Source organism: Pseudomonas sp. NPDC096925 (assembly GCF_044762545.1).
Classification (GTDB): Bacteria; Pseudomonadota; Gammaproteobacteria; order Pseudomonadales; family Pseudomonadaceae; genus Aquipseudomonas.
Genome location: NZ_JBIWEM010000007.1, coordinates 44,156 through 63,825 on the forward strand (window position 1 = coordinate 44,156; position 19,670 = coordinate 63,825).

Below are 19,670 nucleotides of genomic sequence, written 5' to 3' on the forward strand. Positions count from 1 at the left end.
CAAACTGCACAGGCTCAGCGTGGCGCGCGTACCACGATACCGGCAGCGTCCAGCGCCTTGCGCGTGGCCTCCACCAGGTCGAGCGCACCTGGGGTATCACTGTGCAGGCAGATGGAATCGAACGCGATGGCCAGGTCCTGCCCCTCGACCGTGCGCACCACGCCTTGCTGGCAAGCCCGCAACACCCGCTCAGCAACGGCCCTGGGCTCGTAGCCCCGCACATTGCGGGTAAACACGATCGACCCGCTCAGGTCGTACTCGCGGTCGGCGTAGAACTCGCGAATCACCGGCTGGCCCAGTGCCTGGGCAATGCGGCAGATCACCGAACCCGGCATGCAGTACAGCAGCAGCTCCGGCTCGATCACCCGCAGGTTTTCCACCAGCAGCCGCGCGGCTTCTTCGTCACGTGCCAGATGCATGTAAAGCGCACCGTGCGGTTTGATGTGCTGCAGGCGCACGCCTTGGGCGCGGGCAATTTCACGCAGTGCGCCGAGCTGGTAGAGCATGTCGTCGACCAGTTCCTGGGCCGGGGCATTGATGTGCCGGCGGCCGAAGCCGACCAGGTCGCGGAACCCAGGGTGCGCCCCCACAGCAACGCCTAGGGCCTTGGCCCGCTGGACGGTGCGGCGCATGATGCCGGGGTCACCGGCATGGAAGCCGGTGGCGATGTTGGCCGAGCTGATGTAGCCCATCAGCTCGTTGTCGACGCCGTCGCCAATGGTCCACGGGCCAAAGCCCTCCCCCATGTCCGAGTTGAAATCCACCACCTGCATGACTGTCTCTCCTGGCGCTTGTGACTGCATGCAAGCCACGTTAGATTCTCCGCACCCCCTTGGGAAGATTTATAAACAGATGGGGTGTCTTCGGAAAATCAGATACCCAGGGAGCCTACCGTGTCACTGACCCTGCGCCAGGTCCGCTACTTCGTCGCCACCGCCGAGATCGGCCAGATTTCCCAGGCGGCGATCCACCTGAACATTTCCCAGTCTGCCGTGACCACGGCGATCAAGGAGCTGGAGGCGATGCTCGGCGTGATGCTGTTCCAGCGCTCGGCCCAGGGCATGAGCCTGACCGAGGCCGGTCGGCACTTCCTGAACCGCGCCTACGTGATCCTGCGCAGCGTGGACGATGCGCTTAACAGCCCGCTGCCGGATGTGCGCGCCAGCGGCCTGCTGCGCCTGGCAGCAAGCTATACGGTGATCGGCTACTTCCTGCCGCATCACCTGCAACGCCTGGAACACTGGCACCCGGACGTGACCCTGGAACTTTACGAACAAGAGCGCAGCGCCATCGAGCAAGGCCTGCTGGAGGGGCGTTTCGACATGGCGGTGGTGCTCACCGCCAACCTCACCCACCCGGACATCGTCTCGGAAACCCTGTTCAACTCCGAACGCCGCCTGTGGCTGCCCGGCCACCATCCGCTGTGCGAGCGCTCGGCGGTAAGCCTGGCCGATGTGGCTTGCGAGCCGTTCATCCTGCTGACCGTGGATGAAGCCGAGCAAAGCGCCATGCGCTATTGGGAACAGGCCGGGCAGCGGCCGAAAGTGCGGGTGCGGACCAGTTCGGTGGAAGCCGTGCGCAGTATGGTCGCCAATGGCAGCGGTGTGGCGATCCTGTCGGACCTGGTGCACCGCCCGTGGTCGCTGGAGGGCAAGCGTATCGAGACGGTGACCATCAGCGACCCGGTGACGCCGATGAGCGTGGGGTTGGCCTGGCACCGGGAACGGGCGTTCAGCCCGGCGATGCAGGCCGTGCGCAATTACTTCCATGATGCATTTCTGGCGCCGCAGCAGTTGTCGGCACGGCGCTGACCAGTTTTTTGCCGGCCCGGCCTCTTCGCGGGCATGCCTGCTCCCACAGGGGCCGCGTGGCTTTCAAATATCCAGACCAAGGCCGGCTTGCTTTTACCGCTCCACGGGCATAGCGTTCGGGAGTTTTCTTTACTGTGCCCAGGAGCAACTCCATGTACACCGGCATCGTCCAGGCCGTCCGCCCTCTGCTTGATGTGACCACCTACCCGGGCCACAACCAGTTCACCATCGACCTCACCCCGGAACTGCTCGACGAGCTGAAGATCGGCGCCAGCGTCAGTGTCGAGGGCACCTGCCTGTCGGTCACCGAAATCGACGGCACCCAGGTCAGGTTCGACGCCATGACCGCCACCCTCGAGCGCACCAACCTGCGCAACTTCAAGGCCGGCCAGGGCGTCAACATTGAACGCTCGGCGAAGATGAACGCCGAAGTCGGTGGCCACCTGATGGCCGGCCACATCGCCACCACCGCCGAAATCGTCGAGCTGTCGATCAAGGAAACCGGTGCCTTCATCAAGTTCCGCATGCCACCGCAATGGGGCAAGTACGTGTTCCCGCGCGGTTTCATCGGGGTCAACGGCTGCAGCCTGACCGTCGCCGATGTCGAGGACAACGTGATCACCATCAACCTGATCCCGGAAACCCTGCGCCAGACTACCTTCGCCAGCTACAAGGCCGGCGAGCTGCTCAATATCGAAGTGGACCACCAGACCATGGTCCTGGTCGATGTGGTGGAGCGCACCATCAAAGGCACCCTGGCCCGCGAAAAACTGCTGCCCTGAGACCCGCCCATGCTGCCTACCGCCCTCCCCGCACGCACAGCCAAACGGCTGCGCCTGCAAATTCTGCGTGGTCGTGTCGGCCTTGGCCTGGTCGCCGGCCTGTCGGTGCTGGCCGGCATGACCGATGCCATTGGCCTGCTGGCCCTGGGCGACTTCGTATCGTTCATGAGTGGCAATACCACGCGCCTGGCCGTCGCCATCAGCGAGGCGGACCTGGCCCTGGTGCTGCGCCTGAGTGCTGCGGTGCTGGGCTTCGTCGCTGGCAACGCCCTGGGCGTGCTGCTGGCGCGCGGCTTCCGCCGTCGGGCCTGGCCGGTGCTGCTGGTGGTCGCCGCCCTGCTGGCCTTCGCGGCGGCATGGCCCTTGGCGGTCACTTTTCCGGCGTTGCTCGCGGCCACACTGGCCATGGGCATGATCAATGCCGTGGTCGAACAGGTGAATGGCCTGCCTATCGGCCTGACCTACGTCACCGGTGCCCTGTCGCGCTTCGGTCGTGGCCTGGGGCGCTGGCTGCTGGGCGAGCGGCGCAATGGCTGGCGGGTGCAACTGGTGCCTTGGGCCGGCATGCTGCTGGGTGCCGCGCTGGGTGCCTGGCTGCAACACCACCTGGGCCTGCTGGCACTGACCGGCAGCTGCGCACTGGCCTGCGTACTGGCCATGGTGTCGCGGTTCATCCCGGGCGCCTGGCAGCGCGGTTACATGCCGCGCTGATCACCTGTGGAAGCTGGTTGGCGATGCGCCGCGAAAGCGGCGCGCACTGAAATCAGATGCCTTCGCGGGCCAGGTCCATGGCGAAGTAGGTGAGGATCAGGTCGGCACCGGCACGCTTGATCGCGCCAATGCTTTCACGCACCACCCGGCCTTCATCGATGGCGCCAGCCAGGCCGCCGAACTTGATCATCGCGTACTCGCCGCTCACCTGATAGGCCGCCAGCGGCAGGCGCGATGCTGCGCGGATATCGGCGATCACGTCGAGGTAGGCACCGGCCGGCTTGACCATCAGCACATCCGCCCCTTCCTGCTCGTCGAGCAGCGACTCACGCACGGCTTCGCGGCGGTTCATCGGGTTCATCTGGTAGCTCTTGCGGTCGCCCTTCAGCGCGGTACCACCGGCTTCACGGAACGGGCCATACAGCGACGAGGCAAACTTGGTGGAATAGGCCATGATCGCGGTATCGTGGAAACCGGCACCATCCAGCGCGCTGCGAATGGCCTGGACCTGGCCGTCCATCGCCGCCGACGGGGCAATGAAGTCGGCACCGGCAGCGGCGGCGATGACTGCCTGCTTGCCCAGGTTGGCCAGGGTGGCGTCGTTGTCCACGCCATGGTCGTGCAACACACCGCAGTGGCCGTGGCTGGTGTATTCGCAGAAGCAGGTGTCGGACATCACCACCATTTCCGGCACGGTGTCCTTGCAGATGCGCGACATGCGCGCGACCAGGCCGTTTTCGTTCCAGGTGTCGCTGCCAACGGCGTCCAGGTTGTGCGAAACGCCAAAGGTCATTACCGACTTGATACCGGCGCGGGCATAGCGCTCGATTTCCTGGGCCAGCAGCTTCTCGGGGATGCGGTTGACGCCCGGCATGCTGGTGATCGGCACGAAGTCATCGATGCCCTCTTCGACGAAGATCGGCAGGATCAGGTCTTCAAGGCGGAACTCGGTTTCCTGGAAGATCGTGCGCAGGGACTCGTTCTGGCGCAGGCGGCGTGGACGAACGGACGGGAATTGGTTGGACATGACAGCTCCAGGGAATTTGAACGGCGTATACCTTATGCCTGTCTCGCCCCAGTGAAAAGGCCAGATGACGAGATATTGTCTTGCGTCAAAGGCAATGGCTGCATTTTTCCTGGGCCGGCCTCTTCGCGGGTAAACCCGCTCCCACAGGATTCGCGCTGTACTTGTAGGAGCGGGTTTACCCGCGAAGAGGCCACTGCAAGCAACCTCTTACTGCAGCCAGGGCGGCGCAGGCTCCTCTGCCCTGGCCACCCCATGCTCGGCCTCGACCCGCGCGGCACGTCGGCGCGCATCATCCAGCCGCGCCGCATCGATCTCGCGCATCACCCCGGCCACGTCAGCCGCCTGCTCGTCATCCTCGAACAGCCCCGTCAGCGGGCTGTCCGGGCGCAGTTCGCCCGCCTCGTACAAGGCCCACATTTCCTGCGCATACCGGGTACTTTTCAGCTCCGGCGCAAAGCGCCCGAAATAGTGGGCCATGTTGGCCACATCGCGCTGCAGCATGCTGAAGGCATGGTTGTTGGCCGCTGCATCCACAGCCTGCGGCAAGTCGATGATCACCGGCCCGTCCGGGCCAAGCAGCACGTTGAACTCCGACAGGTCGCCATGCACCAGTCCGGCACACAGCATCAGTACGATCTGGCGAATCACGAAAGCATGGAACGCCCGGGCATCCTCGGCGTCGAGGTGCACGTCGTTCAAGCGAGGGGCCGCGTCACCGTCGGCATCGGTCACCAACTCCATCAACAGCACGCCGTCCTGGAAGTCATAGGGCTTGGGCACCCTCACCCCGGCACCGGCCAGGCGGAACAGCGCCGCCACTTCGGCATTCTGCCAGGCGTCTTCGGCTTCCTTGCGGCCGTATTTGCTGCCCTTGGCCATGGCCCGGGCCTGGCGGCTGTTGCGCACCTTGCGGCCCTCCTGGTACTCGGCGGCCTGGCGGAAACTGCGCTTGTTGGCTTCTTTATAGACCTTGGCGCAGCGTACCTGGCTGCCGCAGCGCACCACATACACGGCGGCTTCCTTGCCACTCATCAATGGCCGCAGTACTTCATCGACCAGGCCGTCTTCGATCAGGGGTTCGATTCTTTTCGGTGTCTTCATCAGGCTGCGTTCGGGGTCCTGGCTGTGTTGGCGGACATCCTCTCACAGCCTGATGCGACTTGCTCGTCTGTCTTCAGAGCGAACGACTCAGGCGCCCTGCCCTACACTGCCAACCGCCACACCGCGCGCCCGACGCCGTGTCACCAGCAGCCCGGAACACACCACCAGCACCGCCAGCACCATGGTCGATACCACTTCCAGGCGGTGGTCCGGACGGAACAGCATCAGCACCAGCACACCGCTGATGAACAGGATCACGCCCCAGGTCAGCCACGGGAACAGCCACATGCGGTAGCCCAACGTCTTGCCCTGTGCGGTCAGGCGCTGGCGCAGGCGCAGCTGGGAAACGGCGATCACCAGGTACACCAGCAAGGCAATGGCGCCGGAGCTTGCCATGAGGAAGCCGAACACCTTGGCCGGCACCAGGTAATTGGCGATCACCGCCAGGAACGCCGCACCGGTAGACAGCAGCACCGCCACCACCGGCGTGCCACTGCGGCTGGTCACCTGGGCGCAGGCAGGGGCGTCACCGCGGCGGCTCAGCGAATAGACCATGCGCGAGGCGGTGTACAGCGAGGAGTTGAGGCAGCTGGTCACCGAGGTCAGCACCACGAAGTCGATGATGGCCTTGGCATTCGGTACCCCGAGGGTGTCCAGCACCGTGACATACGAGCCTTCGGTGGCCAGGCGCGGGTCGGTCCACGGTACCAGCGCGATGACAATGAAGATCGACAGGATGTAGAACAGGGTGATCCGCCAGATCACCGAGTTGGTGGCCTTGGAAATATGCTTGCCTGCTTCGTCGGATTCGGCCGCGGCGATGGTCACCACCTCGGCCCCGAGGAACGAGAACATGGTAATCAGCATGGCGCTCAGCACGGCACCAAAACCATTGGGCATGAAACCGCCGCTATCCCACAGGCGCGACACACCGCTGACACCGGAGCCTGGCAGCAGGCCAAAGATGGCGCACACTCCCAGCGCGATGAAACCGACGATGGCCACCACCTTCACCAACGCCAGCCAGAACTCGAACTCACCATAGTTCTTCACGCTGAACAGGTTGGTGGCGGTCAGCAACAGGGTAATCACCAGCGACAATACCCAGATCTCCATCTGCGGGACCCAGGAATTGATGATGGTGGCGGCGATATTGGCCTCGATGGGGATGATCAGTACCCAGAACCACCAGTACAGCCAGCCGATGGTGTAGCCGGCCCACTTGCCAATGGCGAGGTCGGCATAGGTAGAGAACGAACCGGTGTCCGGCGAGGCAACGGCCATTTCGGCCAGCATGCGCATCACCAGCACCACCAGTGCGCCGGCCAGGATATAGGCCAGGATGGTGGCGGGCCCTGCTTCGGCAATCGCACGGCCGGAGCCGACGAACAGGCCGGCACCGATCACGCCGGCAATGGACAGCATGGTGACATGCCGTGATTTCAATCCATGACTCAAATTGTTCTTGTGGGTTTGCATGGCGCTACCTTGTTGTTTTTGTCATGCCCACGCGGGGGCCGCCGGCTTGCACGTCACCGACGCAGGCGCGAAAAAGCCCGCCCTGCCCTAGATGGTGAGTAGGGCAGTACGGGTTGAGTAAAACGAAACCGCAGAACGTATTACCGCTATGTCAGCCGGCAGCCCGCTGCCGGGGCGCCAGGTCGGCCTTGGGGAACCCGCTGCCCTGGCGGGCAACCTGCTCACAGACCTTGTCGACGATGTAGGCACCGATCGGGATGGCGGAGGTGGCGGCCGGCGACGGCGCGTTGCACACATTGACGCTGCGCGCAGTGTTGACGAACAGGAAGTCGTCGATCAGCTTGCCGTCACGCGACACGGCCTGGGCACGCACGCCGGCCGGGTAAGGCGTGAGATCGGCCTTGGTGATGCTCGGGCAGTACTTCTGTACCTGCTTGAGGTAGCCGCCCTTGAACAGCGAGTTCTTCATCTCGATCAGGCCCGGGCGGAAGTTCTTCGCCAGCACCTTGAGAATGCCGGGGGTGGTCAGGGTCTGGAACAGGTCGCTGGGGCTGATGTCGCTCTTGCGATAACCCTCACGCTTCATCGCCAGCACGGCGTTGGGGCCAACGGTGACGGTGCCGTCGATCATGCGCGTCAGGTGCACGCCCAGGAACGGCATGGACGGGTCGGGAATCGGGTAGATCAGGTGGTTGACGATCTGGTTGTGCTGTTTGGGCAGCAGGTAGTACTCGCCGCGGAACGGGCAGATGACGAACTCGGTACGTAAGCCCAGCATGCTCACCACCCGGTCGGCCATCAGGCCCGAGCAGGTCACCAGGAAACGGCTGCGCAATTCGTCACCCTGCGTGCGCACGATCACTTCGCTGGCCAGTTCCTGCAGGCCGACCACCTCGGCGCCGTAACGGATTTCGCCGCCGGCGCGCTGGAACTCGGCGCCCATGGCCGCAGTCACTTCGGCGTAATTGACGATGCCGCTGGAGGGCACGAATATGCCGCCCATGCCGACGATATTGGGCTCGCGCTCGCGCAGTTCGGCCGCCGACAGCCAGTAGCGCTCCAGGCCATTGGCCGCGGTGCGCTCCCACAGCGCTTTCATGCGCTGCATTTCCAGGTCGTTGGTGGCCACCAGCAGCTTGCCGCACTCATCGAAGCGGATGCCGTGCCGGGTGCAGAAGGCCTTGGTGGCCTTGTTGCCTTCCAGGCAGAAGCGCGCCTTGAGGCTGCCGGGGGTGTAATACACGCCGGCGTGGATCACGCCGCTGTTGTGGCCGGTCTGGTGGCGGGCCGGGCCGGACTCTTTCTCCAGCAGGAGAATCTTCGCGTCCGGGTAGACCTTGATCAGGTGCATGGCCGTGGACATGCCCACAATGCCACCGCCAATGATGATGAAATCGTACACAGCCTTACCTCACACGCAGGCATTGCCTGACTGGCTCACCATGGCCCGCACGGGTCATGGTGGCATCGTTTTGTGCAAAGGCGCGTGGGCGGGCGCCCGCCCCGCGCCCTGTCATTATTGCCCGCGCTGGTACAGCGGTTTGGGGAAGGCGACGTAGCCGCGCTGGCGCATCAGCTCGCGGCGCAGGCCTTCGTGCGGCGTAAAGCGGTCGCGGCCATGCAGCCAGAACAGATTGTTGATCAGCAGGAAGCTTCCCACGCCCACCGGTACCGACAGCTTCTTCTCGCTGCCTTCGAGCGATTCGGACAAGGCGTTCAGCCAGATGCCCTCCTCGTAGTTCTCCGGCTGCACGAACTGGTCGATGTAGCGCATGGTCGGACGGCCTTCGGCATCGGTGTCGAACACCGAGTGGAACACATCCTCGGACACCTTCTTGCTCGGTGGTGCGGTCCAGCGCATTTCCCGACGGGCCAGCGGGTGGCGGAAGAATTCGTCGCACTGCTCCCAGTCGTCCAGGTGCAGCAGCAGCGAGTTGCCGCCTTCCATGTTCTTTTCGTCGATCTTCAGCATCAGCACGTAGTCGGTGATCTGGTTGACGAAGGTGCCATCGTTGTGCAACTCCATGACCCTGTGCGGCTGACGCAGGTAGCTGTCGGAGTTGTCGGTGTTGACCACCACGAAGCGGGCATAGAACTGGCCGCTCATGGCGTCGTAGTTGGAGCGGCCGATCAGGTGTGCGCAGGCGGTGGTGAACTTGACCATGTCCTCGGCCTGGCTCACGTCATCCAGGCCGACCGGGGTGATCAGCATGCCGCCGCTGGCGCGATTGAGGATGGTATTGAGCAGCACCGGCCGCAGGGTGCCCTGGCACAGCTCGTCGAGGATCTCGCCAACCCGGAAGCGCAGGAACGACTTGTACTCCAACGCCTGCACCGGCCACTGGGCAACGGCCTGGACGAACGCTTCGACCGTTTCGCGGGCAAAGGTGAGTTCAAGCAGGCGCGGCGACTGTTTCGAGGGGGCGATGGTGTAACCACGCGGTTCGAGCGGCAGTGGCATCACAAGTTCGTCGATCTGCGTAAAAGCGTTCATGGCAGTGTCCTGGCAGAAAAAAGTGGGGTGGCGCCGTCCGGGCATGAGCTGGATCAGTGCGGGCGAGGTAAAAATATCGCCACAAACTAAAAATGTCTACATTTTTGTTGTTCGACGACAAAACGTTTGTTTGTCCATTGTTTTTCGCCAGCGAACGCTTTCGGTATGATCGACAAAACCGTTTGAGGAACAGGATCTTGGAAGCGCTCGCCCCCCGACAAAACTCAGCATTCAGCGGGTATGAGAGGCTCAAGAAGGACATCATCCGCGGCGTCTTCAAGCCCGGAGAAAAGCTGTTGATGAGCACCCTGAAGGACCGCTACGACCTGGGCGTGGGCCCGCTGCGCGAAGCGCTGTCGCAGCTGGTGGCCGAGCACCTGGTCAACGCGATCAGCCAGAAGGGCTACCGCGTGGCGCCCATGTCGCTGGACGAGATGAACGACATCTACGATGCCCGCGCCAACCTGGAGGCGATGATCATCACCCTGGCCATCGAGCGTGGCGACGACGCCTGGGAGGCGTCGGTACTGGCCCACTCGCATACCCTGGCCAAGGTGGTGGAAGTGAAGACCCGCGAGCAGCGCCTGGATGTGTGGGACGAACGGCACAAGGCGTTTCACACTGCCATTGCCTCGGGCTGCGGCTCCAAGCACCTGCTGCAGGCGCGCACCTACCTGTTCGACCAGGCCGAGCGCTACCGGCACCTGTGGCTGACCCAGACGGTGTTTTCCGAACAGGCGCTGGAGCTCAAGCGCCAGGAGCATGCAGCACTGGTCGAAGTGATTCTGGCCCGGGACGCCAAGCGCGCCAGTGCCATGATGCGTTCGCACCTGATGACCCCGGTGCCGATCATTGCGCAGATCATGCATGCCGAAGGGATTGGCGCACGCTGAAACACCACGGCGCCTGCTTCGCGGGTAAACCCGCTCCCACAGGGATGTCACCGCTCTTGGGGGCGACGCTGCACCTGTGGGAGCGGGTTTACCGGCCAAGAGGCCAGTGCAGGCCAAAGACGCTAGATGAATTTTTCTTAAATCGCCGTTTGGCTATTCTTTGGCACAATCAAGTCTCCATTAGATGCCCGGAAACCAGCATGCCTCGCGTACTGACCATCGAAGACGACGCCGTCACCGGCCAGGAAATCGTCGCCGAACTTACCAGCCACGGCCTGGAGGTGGATTGGGCCGACAATGGCCGTGAAGGCCTGGCCAAGGCCATTGCCGGCGGCTACGACCTGATCACCCTCGACCGCATGCTGCCCGAGGTCGATGGGCTGACCATCGTTACCACCCTGCGCAGCCTCAAGATCGCCACACCGATCCTTATGATCAGCGCCCTCTCCGATGTCGACGAGCGGGTACGCGGCCTGCGTGCCGGGGGTGACGACTACCTGACCAAGCCGTTCGCCTCCGACGAGATGGCCGCACGAGTCGAAGTACTGCTGCGCCGCAACAGCGTGCCCATGACCCAGACCCGCCTGCAGGTCGCCGACCTGCAACTGGACCTGATCAGCCACGAAGCCCGCCGCGGCGAACAAACCCTCAACCTGCTGCCCACCGAGTACAAGCTGCTGGAGTACCTGATGCGCCATAGCGGCCAGGTGATCACGCGGATGATGATTTTCGAGGAAGTCTGGGGCTACCACTTCGACCCGGGCACCAACCTGATCGACGTGCACATCGGCCGTCTGCGCAAGAAAATCGACTCACCCGGCCAGTCGCCGCTGATCCGTACGGTACGGGGCTCCGGCTATGCCATTGCTGAACCCGTCTAAGGGCTGGAGCTCCTCGACCAGCCGCCTGCTGGCGCTGTACAGCTTTCTGTTCGTGGCCTGGAGCAGCATCCTCATGGGGGTGCTGTACTTCGAGGTGTCCAGCTACCTGAACAAACTCACCCGCCATTCCATGCTGCAGCGCCAGCACCTGTTCGCACACATGAGCGGCAAGCAGCTGGATGACGCCCTGGTTGCCAGCCAGGCCTTCGAAGAACGCAGCTTCGACGCCTATGGCCTGTTCGACAACCAGCTCAACCCGATCGGCGGGCGCATTCGTGCTGTCCCGCCAGAGCTGGGGCTGGACGGCAAGGTTCACGAACTCAAGCGCTGCCTGGACGCCGACGACCCGCACATGCCGCGTGACAGCTGCGACGCGGTGGCGATCAAGGTGCAGGATGGCCGCTGGCTGGTGCTGGTGCGCGACAACGGCTCGCTGTTCGTGGTCACCCGGATCATCCTGCATGCCCTGCTCTGGGGGATCTCGCTGACCCTGATCCCGGGGTTTGCCGGCTGGTACCTGCTAAGGCGCCGGCCGCTCAAGCGCATCCGCGCGATCCAGGCCCAGGCCGAACTGATCGTCGCCGGTGACCTTACCCACCGCCTGCCGCTGTCGGCCCGGCGTGACGAGCTGGACATGCTGGCGGCCATCGTCAACGCCATGCTCGACCGCATAGAGCGGCTGATGCATGAGGTCAAGGGCGTGTGCGACAACATCGCCCACGACCTGCGCACCCCGCTCACGCGCCTGCGCGCCCAGCTGTACCGCATTCGCCAGCAAAGTGACGTCGACTCCACCCAGGCAGAGGCGCTGGACCAGGCCATCGGCGAAACCGACACCCTGATGGCGCGTTTTCGCGGGTTGTTGCGCATCAGTGAACTGGAAGATCGCCAGCGTCGGGCCGGTTTCGTCCAGCTTGACCCGCACGAACTGCTGGTGGAGTTGCACGACTTTTACCTGCCGTTGGCCGAAGATGGCGGCATTCGCCTGGAACTGCAGCAGCCAGCTGAACTGCCAGCATTGCACGGTGATCGCGAACTGCTGTTCGAGGCGCTGGCCAACCTGGTGGGCAACGGCATCAAGTTCACGCCTGAGGGTGGGCGGGTGCGGATTGCTGCCACCCAGGATGACAAGGGCCTGCACCTGGCCATCGAGGACAGCGGGCCGGGTATTCCGCAAGAGGAACGTGCGGCAGTGCTGAAGCGCTTCTACCGTAGCGATGAAGGCCACCGCCATGCGGGGTTCGGGCTGGGGTTGTCGATCGTTGCGGCGATCGTCGACCTGCATGGGTTCGGGCTGGAGGTGGGGGAAAGCGAATTGGGTGGGGCCAGGTTGGTTCTACATTGCCCATTGGCTGGACTGGCCAAATAAAAGCCGGGGCCGCAAAGCGGCCCCCCTTGAAGCCGATCAGTCAGCCAGACGCCAGGTAGTCCCACCCTTGCTGTCTTCCAGCACCACACCCATGGCGGTCAGCTGGTCGCGAATACGGTCGGACTCGGCCCAGTTCTTGTCCGCACGCGCCTGCAGGCGCGCCTGGATCAAGCCCTCGACCTCAGCGGCATCCACCTTGCCTTCGGCACCAGCACGCAGGAAGTCATCGGCTTCCAGCTGCAGCACACCCAGCACATCACCCAGCTCGCGCAGGCGACCGGCAAGGCCGGCAGCGGCCTCCACGTCGCTGTCGCGCAGGCGGTTGATCTCGCGCACCAGGTCGAACAGCACGGCGCAGGCTTCGGGGGTGCCGAAGTCGTCGTTCATGGCCACGCTGAAGCGCTCGACAAACTCTTCGCCACCCTTGGCCGCCACCCGCGGCAAGCCGCGCAAGGCGTGGTAGAAGCGCTCCAGTGCGCCCTTGGCATCACGCAGGCTGTCTTCCGAGTAGTTGATTGCGCTGCGGTAGTGGCTGGCCACCAGCAGGTAACGCACCACTTCCGGGTGATACTTTTCGAGCACGTCGCGGATGGTGAAGAAGTTGTTCAACGACTTGGACATCTTCTCGCCATTGATACGGATCATGCCGCAGTGCATCCAGGCATTGGCGTACTGCTTGCCGGTGGCCGCCTCGCTCTGGGCAATCTCGTTCTCGTGGTGCGGGAACTCCAGGTCACTACCGCCACCGTGGATGTCGAAGCTTTCACCCAGGCAGCAGGTGGACATCACCGAGCACTCGATGTGCCAGCCCGGACGCCCCGGGCCCCATGGCGATTCCCAGCTCGGCTCGCCCGGCTTGACGCCCTTCCACAGCACGAAGTCCAGCGGGTCCTGCTTGGCTTCGTCGACCTCGATACGGGCACCGATGCGCAGGTCTTCGATCTTCTTGCGCGAGAGCTTGCCGTAGCCGACGAACTTGCCGACGCGGTAGTACACGTCGCCATTGCCCGGGGCGTAGGCGTAACCCTTGTCGATCAGGGTCTGGATCATTGCGTGCATGCCGGCGATATGGTCGGTGGCACGCGGCTCCTGGTCCGGCGGCAGGATGTTCAGGCGGCGCTCGTCTTCGTGCATCGCGTCGATCATGCGGGCGGTCAAGGCGTCGAAGCTCTCGCCGTTCTCGTTGGCCCGGTTGATGATCTTGTCATCGATGTCGGTGATGTTACGCACGTAGGTCAGCTCATAGCCGCTCTTGCGCAGCCAGCGGGTGACCAGGTCGAAGGCCACCATGCTGCGGCCATGGCCCAGGTGGCAGTAGTCGTATACGGTCATGCCGCACACGTACATGCGCACCTTGTTGCCATCCAGCGGCTTGAAGACTTCCTTCGCTTTGCTCAGCGTGTTGTAGATGGTAAGCACGGCGGTTCCTCAGCTGCCCCAGGAGTCACGCAGGGTGACAGTGCGGTTGAACACCGGGCGCCCCGGCTGGCTGTCTTTCAGGTCGGCGCAGAAGTAGCCTTCGCGTTCGAACTGGAAGCGGTCCTCGGGCTGCGCCTGGGCCAACGACGGCTCGGCACGGCAGCCGCTGAGCACTTGCAGCGAACCTGGGTTGATGTTGTCCAGGAAGCTGCCGCCCTCCTCGGTCTTTTCCGGGTTCGGCGAGCGGAACAGACGGTCGTACAGGCGCACTTCGCACTCGACGCTGCCCTCGGCCGGCACCCAGTGGATCACGCCCTTGACCTTGCGGCCTTCCGGGTTCTTGCCCAGCGTGTCCGGGTCGTACGAGCAACGCAGCTCGACGATGTTGCCGTCGGCATCCTTGATCGCCTCGTCGGCGCGGATCACGTAGCTGCCGCGCAGGCGCACTTCACCGGCCGGCTCCAGGCGCTTGTAGCCCTTCGGCGGCTCTTCCATGAAATCGTCGCGGTCGATGTACAGCTCACGGGAGAACGGCAGCACGCGCACGCCCATGTCTTCCTTCGGGTGGCGCGGCAGTTCGAGCTGCTCGACCTGGCCTTCCGGATAGTTGGTGATGACCACTTTCAGCGGGCGCAGCACGCACATGGCGCGCGGCGCGGTGCGGTCCAGGTCGTCACGGATGCTGAACTCGAGCATCGACATGTCGACCACGCCGTCGGAACGGTTGGTGCCGATCATTTCGCAGAAGTTACGAATCGAGGCCGGGGTGTAGCCACGGCGACGGAAGCCGGACAGGGTCGACATGCGCGGGTCGTCCCAGCCTTCGACGTGCTTTTCGTCAACCAGCTGCTTGAGCTTGCGCTTGGATGTGATGGTGTAGTTCAGGTTCAGGCGGCTGAACTCGTACTGGCGCGGGTGAGCCGGCACCGGCAGGTTGTCGAGGAACCAGTCGTACAGCGGACGATGCCCTTCGAACTCCAGGGTGCAGATCGAGTGGGTGATGCCCTCGATCGCGTCCGACTGGCCGTGGGTAAAGTCGTAGTTGGGGTAGATGCACCACTTGTCACCGGTCTGGTGGTGGTGGGCATGGCGGATGCGGTACAGGATCGGGTCGCGCAGGTTCATGTTCGGCGAGGCCATGTCGATCTTGGCCCGCAGCACGCGCTCGCCGTCCTTGAACTCGCCAGCCTTCATGCGGGCGAACAGGTCGAGGTTCTCTTCAACGCTGCGCTCGCGGAACGGGCTGTTCTTGCCCGGTTCCTTGAGATTGCCACGGTATTCCTTGGCTTGCTCAGGGGTAAGGTCGCAAACGTAGGCCTTGCCACGCTTGATCAGCTCGACCGCCCAATCGTGCAGCTGGTCGAAGTAGTCGGAGGCGTAGCGCACGTCGCCGGCCCAGTCGAAGCCCAGCCACTTGACATCGCTCTGGATGGCGTCGATGTACTCCTGGTCTTCCTTGGCCGGGTTGGTATCGTCGAAACGCAGGTGGCAAACGCCCCCGAATTCCTTGGCCAGGCCGAAGTTGACGCAGATCGACTTGGCGTGACCGATATGCAGGTAGCCATTGGGCTCCGGCGGGAAACGGGTGACGATGCTGCTGTGCTTGCCCGAGTCCAGGTCGGCCTGGATGATCGGCCGCAGGAAGTTCGCAGGGACAGCGGGGGCGCCTTTGGCAGCGGCGTTGGGCGCGTTGTCGGCAGTGGGCTTGCTCATAGGATCCTTGAATGCACGTGTCCGGCCTGGGTAGGCCGATTGAATCAAAGGGCCTATCATAGCCGAAGCAGTCAAGCTGCTGACAGCCGGGCCCGGACAAACTGGCGTGATTTATCACGGCTTTTTGCCGCAGCCTGGCAAAATGGCCAGTGCGCGCCATGTGTCGCGATCGCCTGATCCTGCGTCAGGTGGTAACCCGCGCCCTGCGCACCCTAATTCCCGATTGCCTTGAAAGAGCGAGTTTCAGCATGTCCAAAGTCAAACTGAGCACCAACCACGGCGACATCGTCCTGCAACTGGACGCCGAGAAAGCGCCGCTGACTACCGAAAACTTCGTTCAGTACGTCAAGGACGGCCACTACAACGGCACCGTGTTCCACCGCGTGATCAAGGGCTTCATGATCCAGGGCGGCGGCTTCGAGCCTGGCATGAGCCAGAAGAAAACCCGCGCCAGCATCCAGAACGAAGCCGACAACGGCCTGAAGAACAAGAAGTACAGCATCGCCATGGCCCGCACCATGGAGCCGCACTCCGCCTCGGCGCAGTTCTTCATCAACTCGTCCGACAACGACTTCCTCAACCACAGCGGCAAGAACGTGCAGGGCTGGGGCTATGCGGTATTCGGCGAAGTGATTGAAGGCCGTGAAATCGTCGACGCCATCGAAAAAGTCGCCACTGGCTCCAAGGCTGGCCACCAGGACGTGCCAAAAGACGACGTGGTCATCGAGAAAGCCGAGATCATTGAGTGATCCTGCTGATCTCCGATCTGCACCTGCAAGAAGAACGCCCGGACATTACCCGGGCGTTTCTTGATCTGCTCGATGGCCGTGCCCGCCACGCCCAGGCGTTGTACATCCTTGGCGACTTCTTCGAAGCCTGGATCGGTGACGATGCCATGACACCCTTCCAGCAGTCGGTCTGCCACGCCATGCGTCGGCTGAGCGACAGCGGCACGGCCATCTACCTGATGCACGGCAATCGTGACTTCCTGATTGGCCAGGCCTTTTGCGACGCTGCCGGCTGCACGTTGCTGCACGACCCCAGCGTGATCGAACTGGGCGGTGAACAGGTGCTGCTGATGCATGGCGATACCTTGTGCACCCGCGACCTGGCCTACATGAAAATGCGCCGTCTGCTGCGCAACCCGCTGAGCCTGTGGCTGTTGCGGCACCTGCCGCTGTCGGCCCGCTACAAGCTGGCACGCAAGCTGCGCAGCGAAAGCCGCACGCAAACGCGGATGAAGTCCACCGAAATTGTCGATGTCACGCCGGAGGAAGTACCGAAGGTGATGGCGGCGCATGGTGTGCGCACCTTGGTGCATGGGCATACCCATCGGCCGGCGATACACAAGCTGGTGGTCGACGGGCAACCGGCACGGCGTATCGTGCTGGGCGACTGGGACCGCCGGGGCTGGGCCTTGCAGGTTGACGAGCAAGGGTTTCAGCTGGCGCCGTTCGAGTTTTCCTGACCGACCGAGTCGCCTTCTTCGCGGGCACGCCCGCTCCCACAGGTACTGCACCAGGGCTACAAGCGCTGCGGTACCTGTGGGAGCGGGCGTGCCCGCGAAGAGGCCGGTATGCCTTACTGCTGGACCACCGCCCCCTTGTCCCGCTCACTGATCACCACTTCCCGGTACTCGGGATCAGCCTTGATCTGCGCCTCGGTAAACGGAATCACCGCCAGTTGCCTGGCCGCAAACGCCCTGGTCTGGTCACTGGCATGCACCGAAGCCGCTTCACTCGACTGGGAAAACGCCAGCAATCCACGGGCCTCTGGCCCCTTGTCGGTAAAGCTGACCAGCTGCAGGTAGCTGGTACCACTGACCACCAGCCGCTTGCCCTGCCCTTGCGGCACACTGTAGATCGCGTTGTACACACCCAATGCCTGCGGGCCACCCGGCACCGGCGTGCCATCGCTCGACTGTTGCACCTGCCCCCAACGCGCCTCCCCCGCTATGCCGCTGTCACTCACCTGCTTGAGCGAAGCCAGCGCGGCCTGGTGCAGCAGCTTGCGCACGGCCGCCTGCTCGACCGCCAGCCCACGCGGGGTGTGCTGCGGATCGGCCGGGTCGAAGGCCACCCGCCAGCTTTCCGGGTGCTCGGCCAGGGCATCGAACAGGTTCTGAAAGTGCACCAGGCCAATGCCACTGTCCAGGTCAGCCTTGCCATTCCAGGCCGCCAGGCTACTGCATACGGCACGCACATCCGCATCGGCGCCCTTGCACCATTGCAGCAGGTCAGGCAGTACCAGGCTGGCCAGGTAGACCTCGTCATCGGTCACCATGCGCAGCAGGTCGTCAACGTCCAACCGGGCCTTACCCTGCAGGCGTTGCAGGGCAAAGCGGCCACGCATGCCCAGCGGCTGGTCACTGCGGCTGACCAGCGGCGAATAACCGGTCAGCGGCTGCGCCGGGTTGGCCATCCAGGCCGGGTCGTTGGAGTTCTGCACGAAATCTTCGCGCTCCAGGCTCGGCAGCAGCCGTGCCGGGAAGATCCCCGGCTGCGCGGCCTGCGCATCGACCTTCCACTGGCATGCGCTGCGTGAACCATCCAGTATCACCAGGCGCCCTTGCGCCTGCGGGTTGCTGCATGCGCCCAGCAGTTGCTGATCCACATAAGGCACTACTGACTGGTTCAGGTACAGGGCCTTGCCAGCCTGGTCCACCGCCAGCGTGTTGACCCAGGGAATGCCTTGCAGTTGTTCGATAGAGCCTTTCAACGTCACCAGGCTATCGGCACGGTTGATCTGGTACCACTGCTGCAACACCCGGGTATTTTCGAGGTTGGCGTCGCGCAGGCTGTAGGCCACATGTGCATCCCAGTCCAGGCGCCCTGGCCATTGCACCACTGGGCCGAACTGCGAGCTGTAGACCTGGCGCTGTACCTGGCTCAGGCCGCCATCCTCGGCCTTGACCGCAATGCTGACGGTTTGCCGGGTCAGCGGAAGCGATTTGCCATCAAGCAGGTAGCGGGTCGGGTCCTTGGGGTCTAGTTGCAGGCGGTACAGGGTAAAGTGCTTCGACGTATCGACGGTGTGCGTCCAGGCCAGATGCTGGTTGAAACCGATGTTGACCACTGGCAGGCCCGGCAATGCCGCCCCCATCACATCGAGCTGGCCGGGAATGGTCAGCTGCATCTGGTAAAAGCGCAGGCCGCCCATCCATGGGAAGTGCGGGTTGGCCAGCAACAGGCCGCGACCATTAGCCGAACGCTGCGCCCCGACGGCCACTGCATTGCTACCGCGTTCCGTGGCAAAGCGTTGCTGCCGGGCCAGCGCCGTGGCAAACCCTGTCGGCGCTTGCTGGCTGGCCAGTGTTGGCGGTTGCGCCCCCGCCAGCGCTTCGACGAACTGCCCGACACCGCCTTCAGCCAGCAGCCGACGAGTCAGTTTGACCAGGTCCTCGCTGCTGATCGGCCGCAGCCACTCGCCGTTGCCACATTCGGCGGGCAACCCTTGGCTGCGGCGCTCGACCAGCGCCCGGTTGTAGCCGCTGGCATAGCCTGCCAGCAGTGCCTGTACCGGCACCGGCTGCGCCTGCAAGAACGCATCGACTGCCGCCGGCGTGTTGAGCCAGGTGAAGAACACATCACTGGCCAGGTTGTCACGCTGCTCCAGGGTCTTGCCCTTGGCACCGAAGTAGCGTGAGCGCTCGCCGCTCACGGTCAGCACTTCATTGGCCAGCAGGCACAGGTTGTCCTGGGCGTAGGCGTAGCCGATGCCGTAGCCCAGGCCACGCTCGTCCTTGGCCACGATGTGCGGCACTCCGTAACTGGTTCGGCGAATCTGCGCACTGGCATCGGCTGCGGCGGACTGCGCCGGCGCTGCACCGACGCTGAAGGCTATCAGGGCTGCGGCCAGGCCAGCGCAAGTCATGGGACGGGAAAGTGGAAACACGGGCACTCCTCGGCTTCGGGGTCATCCCGATCAGACGAATGGCCAGGTGAAAATTTTACGTACTACAAGGCAATGGAACGTCTTGAACAGAACCAG

The 19,670-nt window shown here is 63.6% G+C and carries 17 protein-coding genes; 8 read left to right on the forward strand and 9 right to left on the reverse strand.

Annotated elements, in window-relative coordinates:
• Window positions 1-14: 14 nt before the first annotated feature.
• On the reverse strand, window positions 15-773 hold the full coding sequence (locus ACIQYU_RS19115; protein WP_402801513.1) for a 5-oxoprolinase subunit PxpA: 759 nt from the start codon (window positions 771-773) through the stop codon (window positions 15-17).
• Window positions 774-893: 120 nt separating this feature from the next.
• Between ACIQYU_RS19115 and ACIQYU_RS19120 the strand changes: the two genes are divergently transcribed.
• The 3 genes from ACIQYU_RS19120 to ACIQYU_RS19130 all read left to right on the forward strand — a co-directional run bounded on the left by ACIQYU_RS19120 (window position 894) and on the right by ACIQYU_RS19130 (window position 3,304).
• A complete protein-coding gene (locus tag ACIQYU_RS19120) occupies window positions 894-1,811 on the forward strand; it encodes a LysR family transcriptional regulator (protein WP_063914826.1) in 918 nt (305 codons plus the stop codon).
• A 152-nt stretch (window positions 1,812-1,963) separates the two neighbouring features.
• Window positions 1,964-2,593 carry a riboflavin synthase subunit alpha gene (locus ACIQYU_RS19125; RefSeq protein ID WP_207834989.1) on the forward strand — a complete coding sequence of 210 codons (630 nt, stop codon included), beginning with the start codon at window positions 1,964-1,966 and terminating at the stop codon, window positions 2,591-2,593.
• Between the two features lie 9 nt (window positions 2,594-2,602).
• On the forward strand, window positions 2,603-3,304 hold the full coding sequence (locus ACIQYU_RS19130; protein ID WP_233687409.1) for a YoaK family protein: 702 nt from the start codon (window positions 2,603-2,605) through the stop codon (window positions 3,302-3,304).
• Window positions 3,305-3,356: 52 nt separating this feature from the next.
• Here the strand turns inward: ACIQYU_RS19130 and hemB are convergent, their stop codons facing one another.
• The 5 genes from hemB to glaH all read right to left on the reverse strand — a co-directional run bounded on the left by hemB (window position 3,357) and on the right by glaH (window position 9,405).
• Window positions 3,357-4,331, reverse strand: a complete 975-nt coding sequence (hemB, locus tag ACIQYU_RS19135) for a porphobilinogen synthase (protein WP_013972900.1) — start codon at window positions 4,329-4,331, stop codon at window positions 3,357-3,359.
• A gap of 207 nt (window positions 4,332-4,538) precedes the next feature.
• Window positions 4,539-5,432: a PA4780 family RIO1-like protein kinase gene (locus tag ACIQYU_RS19140; RefSeq protein ID WP_063914830.1), complete on the reverse strand. Its 894-nt coding sequence runs from the start codon at window positions 5,430-5,432 to the stop codon at window positions 4,539-4,541.
• 87 nt (window positions 5,433-5,519) lie between these two features.
• On the reverse strand, window positions 5,520-6,911 hold the full coding sequence (gene gabP, locus ACIQYU_RS19145; protein WP_063914831.1) for a GABA permease: 1,392 nt from the start codon (window positions 6,909-6,911) through the stop codon (window positions 5,520-5,522).
• 151 nt (window positions 6,912-7,062) lie between these two features.
• A complete protein-coding gene (lhgO, locus tag ACIQYU_RS19150; protein ID WP_207834993.1) occupies window positions 7,063-8,313 on the reverse strand; it encodes an L-2-hydroxyglutarate oxidase in 1,251 nt (416 codons plus the stop codon).
• Between the two features lie 114 nt (window positions 8,314-8,427).
• Window positions 8,428-9,405, reverse strand: coding sequence for a glutarate dioxygenase GlaH (gene glaH, locus ACIQYU_RS19155; RefSeq protein ID WP_013972903.1), 978 nt, complete (start codon window positions 9,403-9,405; stop codon window positions 8,428-8,430).
• Window positions 9,406-9,602: 197 nt separating this feature from the next.
• Between glaH and csiR the strand changes: the two genes are divergently transcribed.
• The 3 genes from csiR (at window position 9,603) to ACIQYU_RS19170 (ending at window position 12,548) form a co-directional block, all read left to right on the forward strand.
• Complete coding sequence (csiR, locus tag ACIQYU_RS19160; protein ID WP_063914834.1) at window positions 9,603-10,298, forward strand: DNA-binding transcriptional regulator CsiR; 696 nt, start codon at window positions 9,603-9,605, stop codon at window positions 10,296-10,298.
• A 200-nt stretch (window positions 10,299-10,498) separates the two neighbouring features.
• Complete coding sequence (locus tag ACIQYU_RS19165) at window positions 10,499-11,179, forward strand: response regulator transcription factor (RefSeq protein ID WP_025338946.1); 681 nt, start codon at window positions 10,499-10,501, stop codon at window positions 11,177-11,179.
• Entirely contained in the window at window positions 11,157-12,548 is a 1,392-nt protein-coding gene (locus ACIQYU_RS19170; RefSeq protein WP_207835002.1) for a HAMP domain-containing sensor histidine kinase, read from the forward strand. Before ACIQYU_RS19165 ends, ACIQYU_RS19170 begins: the two co-directional genes overlap by 23 nt.
• Window positions 12,549-12,584: 36 nt before the next feature.
• On the opposite strand, the gene cysS is transcribed toward ACIQYU_RS19170, so the two are convergent.
• Entirely contained in the window at window positions 12,585-13,967 is a 1,383-nt protein-coding gene (cysS, locus tag ACIQYU_RS19175) for a cysteine--tRNA ligase (protein WP_112253490.1), read from the reverse strand.
• A gap of 9 nt (window positions 13,968-13,976) precedes the next feature.
• Complete coding sequence (locus ACIQYU_RS19180) at window positions 13,977-15,680, reverse strand: glutamine--tRNA ligase/YqeY domain fusion protein (RefSeq protein WP_087500591.1); 1,704 nt, start codon at window positions 15,678-15,680, stop codon at window positions 13,977-13,979.
• A gap of 248 nt (window positions 15,681-15,928) precedes the next feature.
• Between ACIQYU_RS19180 and ACIQYU_RS19185 the strand changes: the two genes are divergently transcribed.
• On the forward strand, window positions 15,929-16,429 hold the full coding sequence (locus ACIQYU_RS19185) for a peptidylprolyl isomerase (protein WP_087500592.1): 501 nt from the start codon (window positions 15,929-15,931) through the stop codon (window positions 16,427-16,429).
• Complete coding sequence (locus tag ACIQYU_RS19190; protein ID WP_207835006.1) at window positions 16,426-17,148, forward strand: UDP-2,3-diacylglucosamine diphosphatase; 723 nt, start codon at window positions 16,426-16,428, stop codon at window positions 17,146-17,148. The genes ACIQYU_RS19185 and ACIQYU_RS19190 overlap by 4 nt, the downstream gene beginning before the upstream one ends.
• Window positions 17,149-17,261: 113 nt before the next feature.
• On the opposite strand, the gene ACIQYU_RS19195 is transcribed toward ACIQYU_RS19190, so the two are convergent.
• Window positions 17,262-19,574, reverse strand: a complete 2,313-nt coding sequence (locus tag ACIQYU_RS19195) for an acylase (protein WP_402801528.1) — start codon at window positions 19,572-19,574, stop codon at window positions 17,262-17,264.
• Window positions 19,575-19,670: the final 96 nt, after the last annotated feature.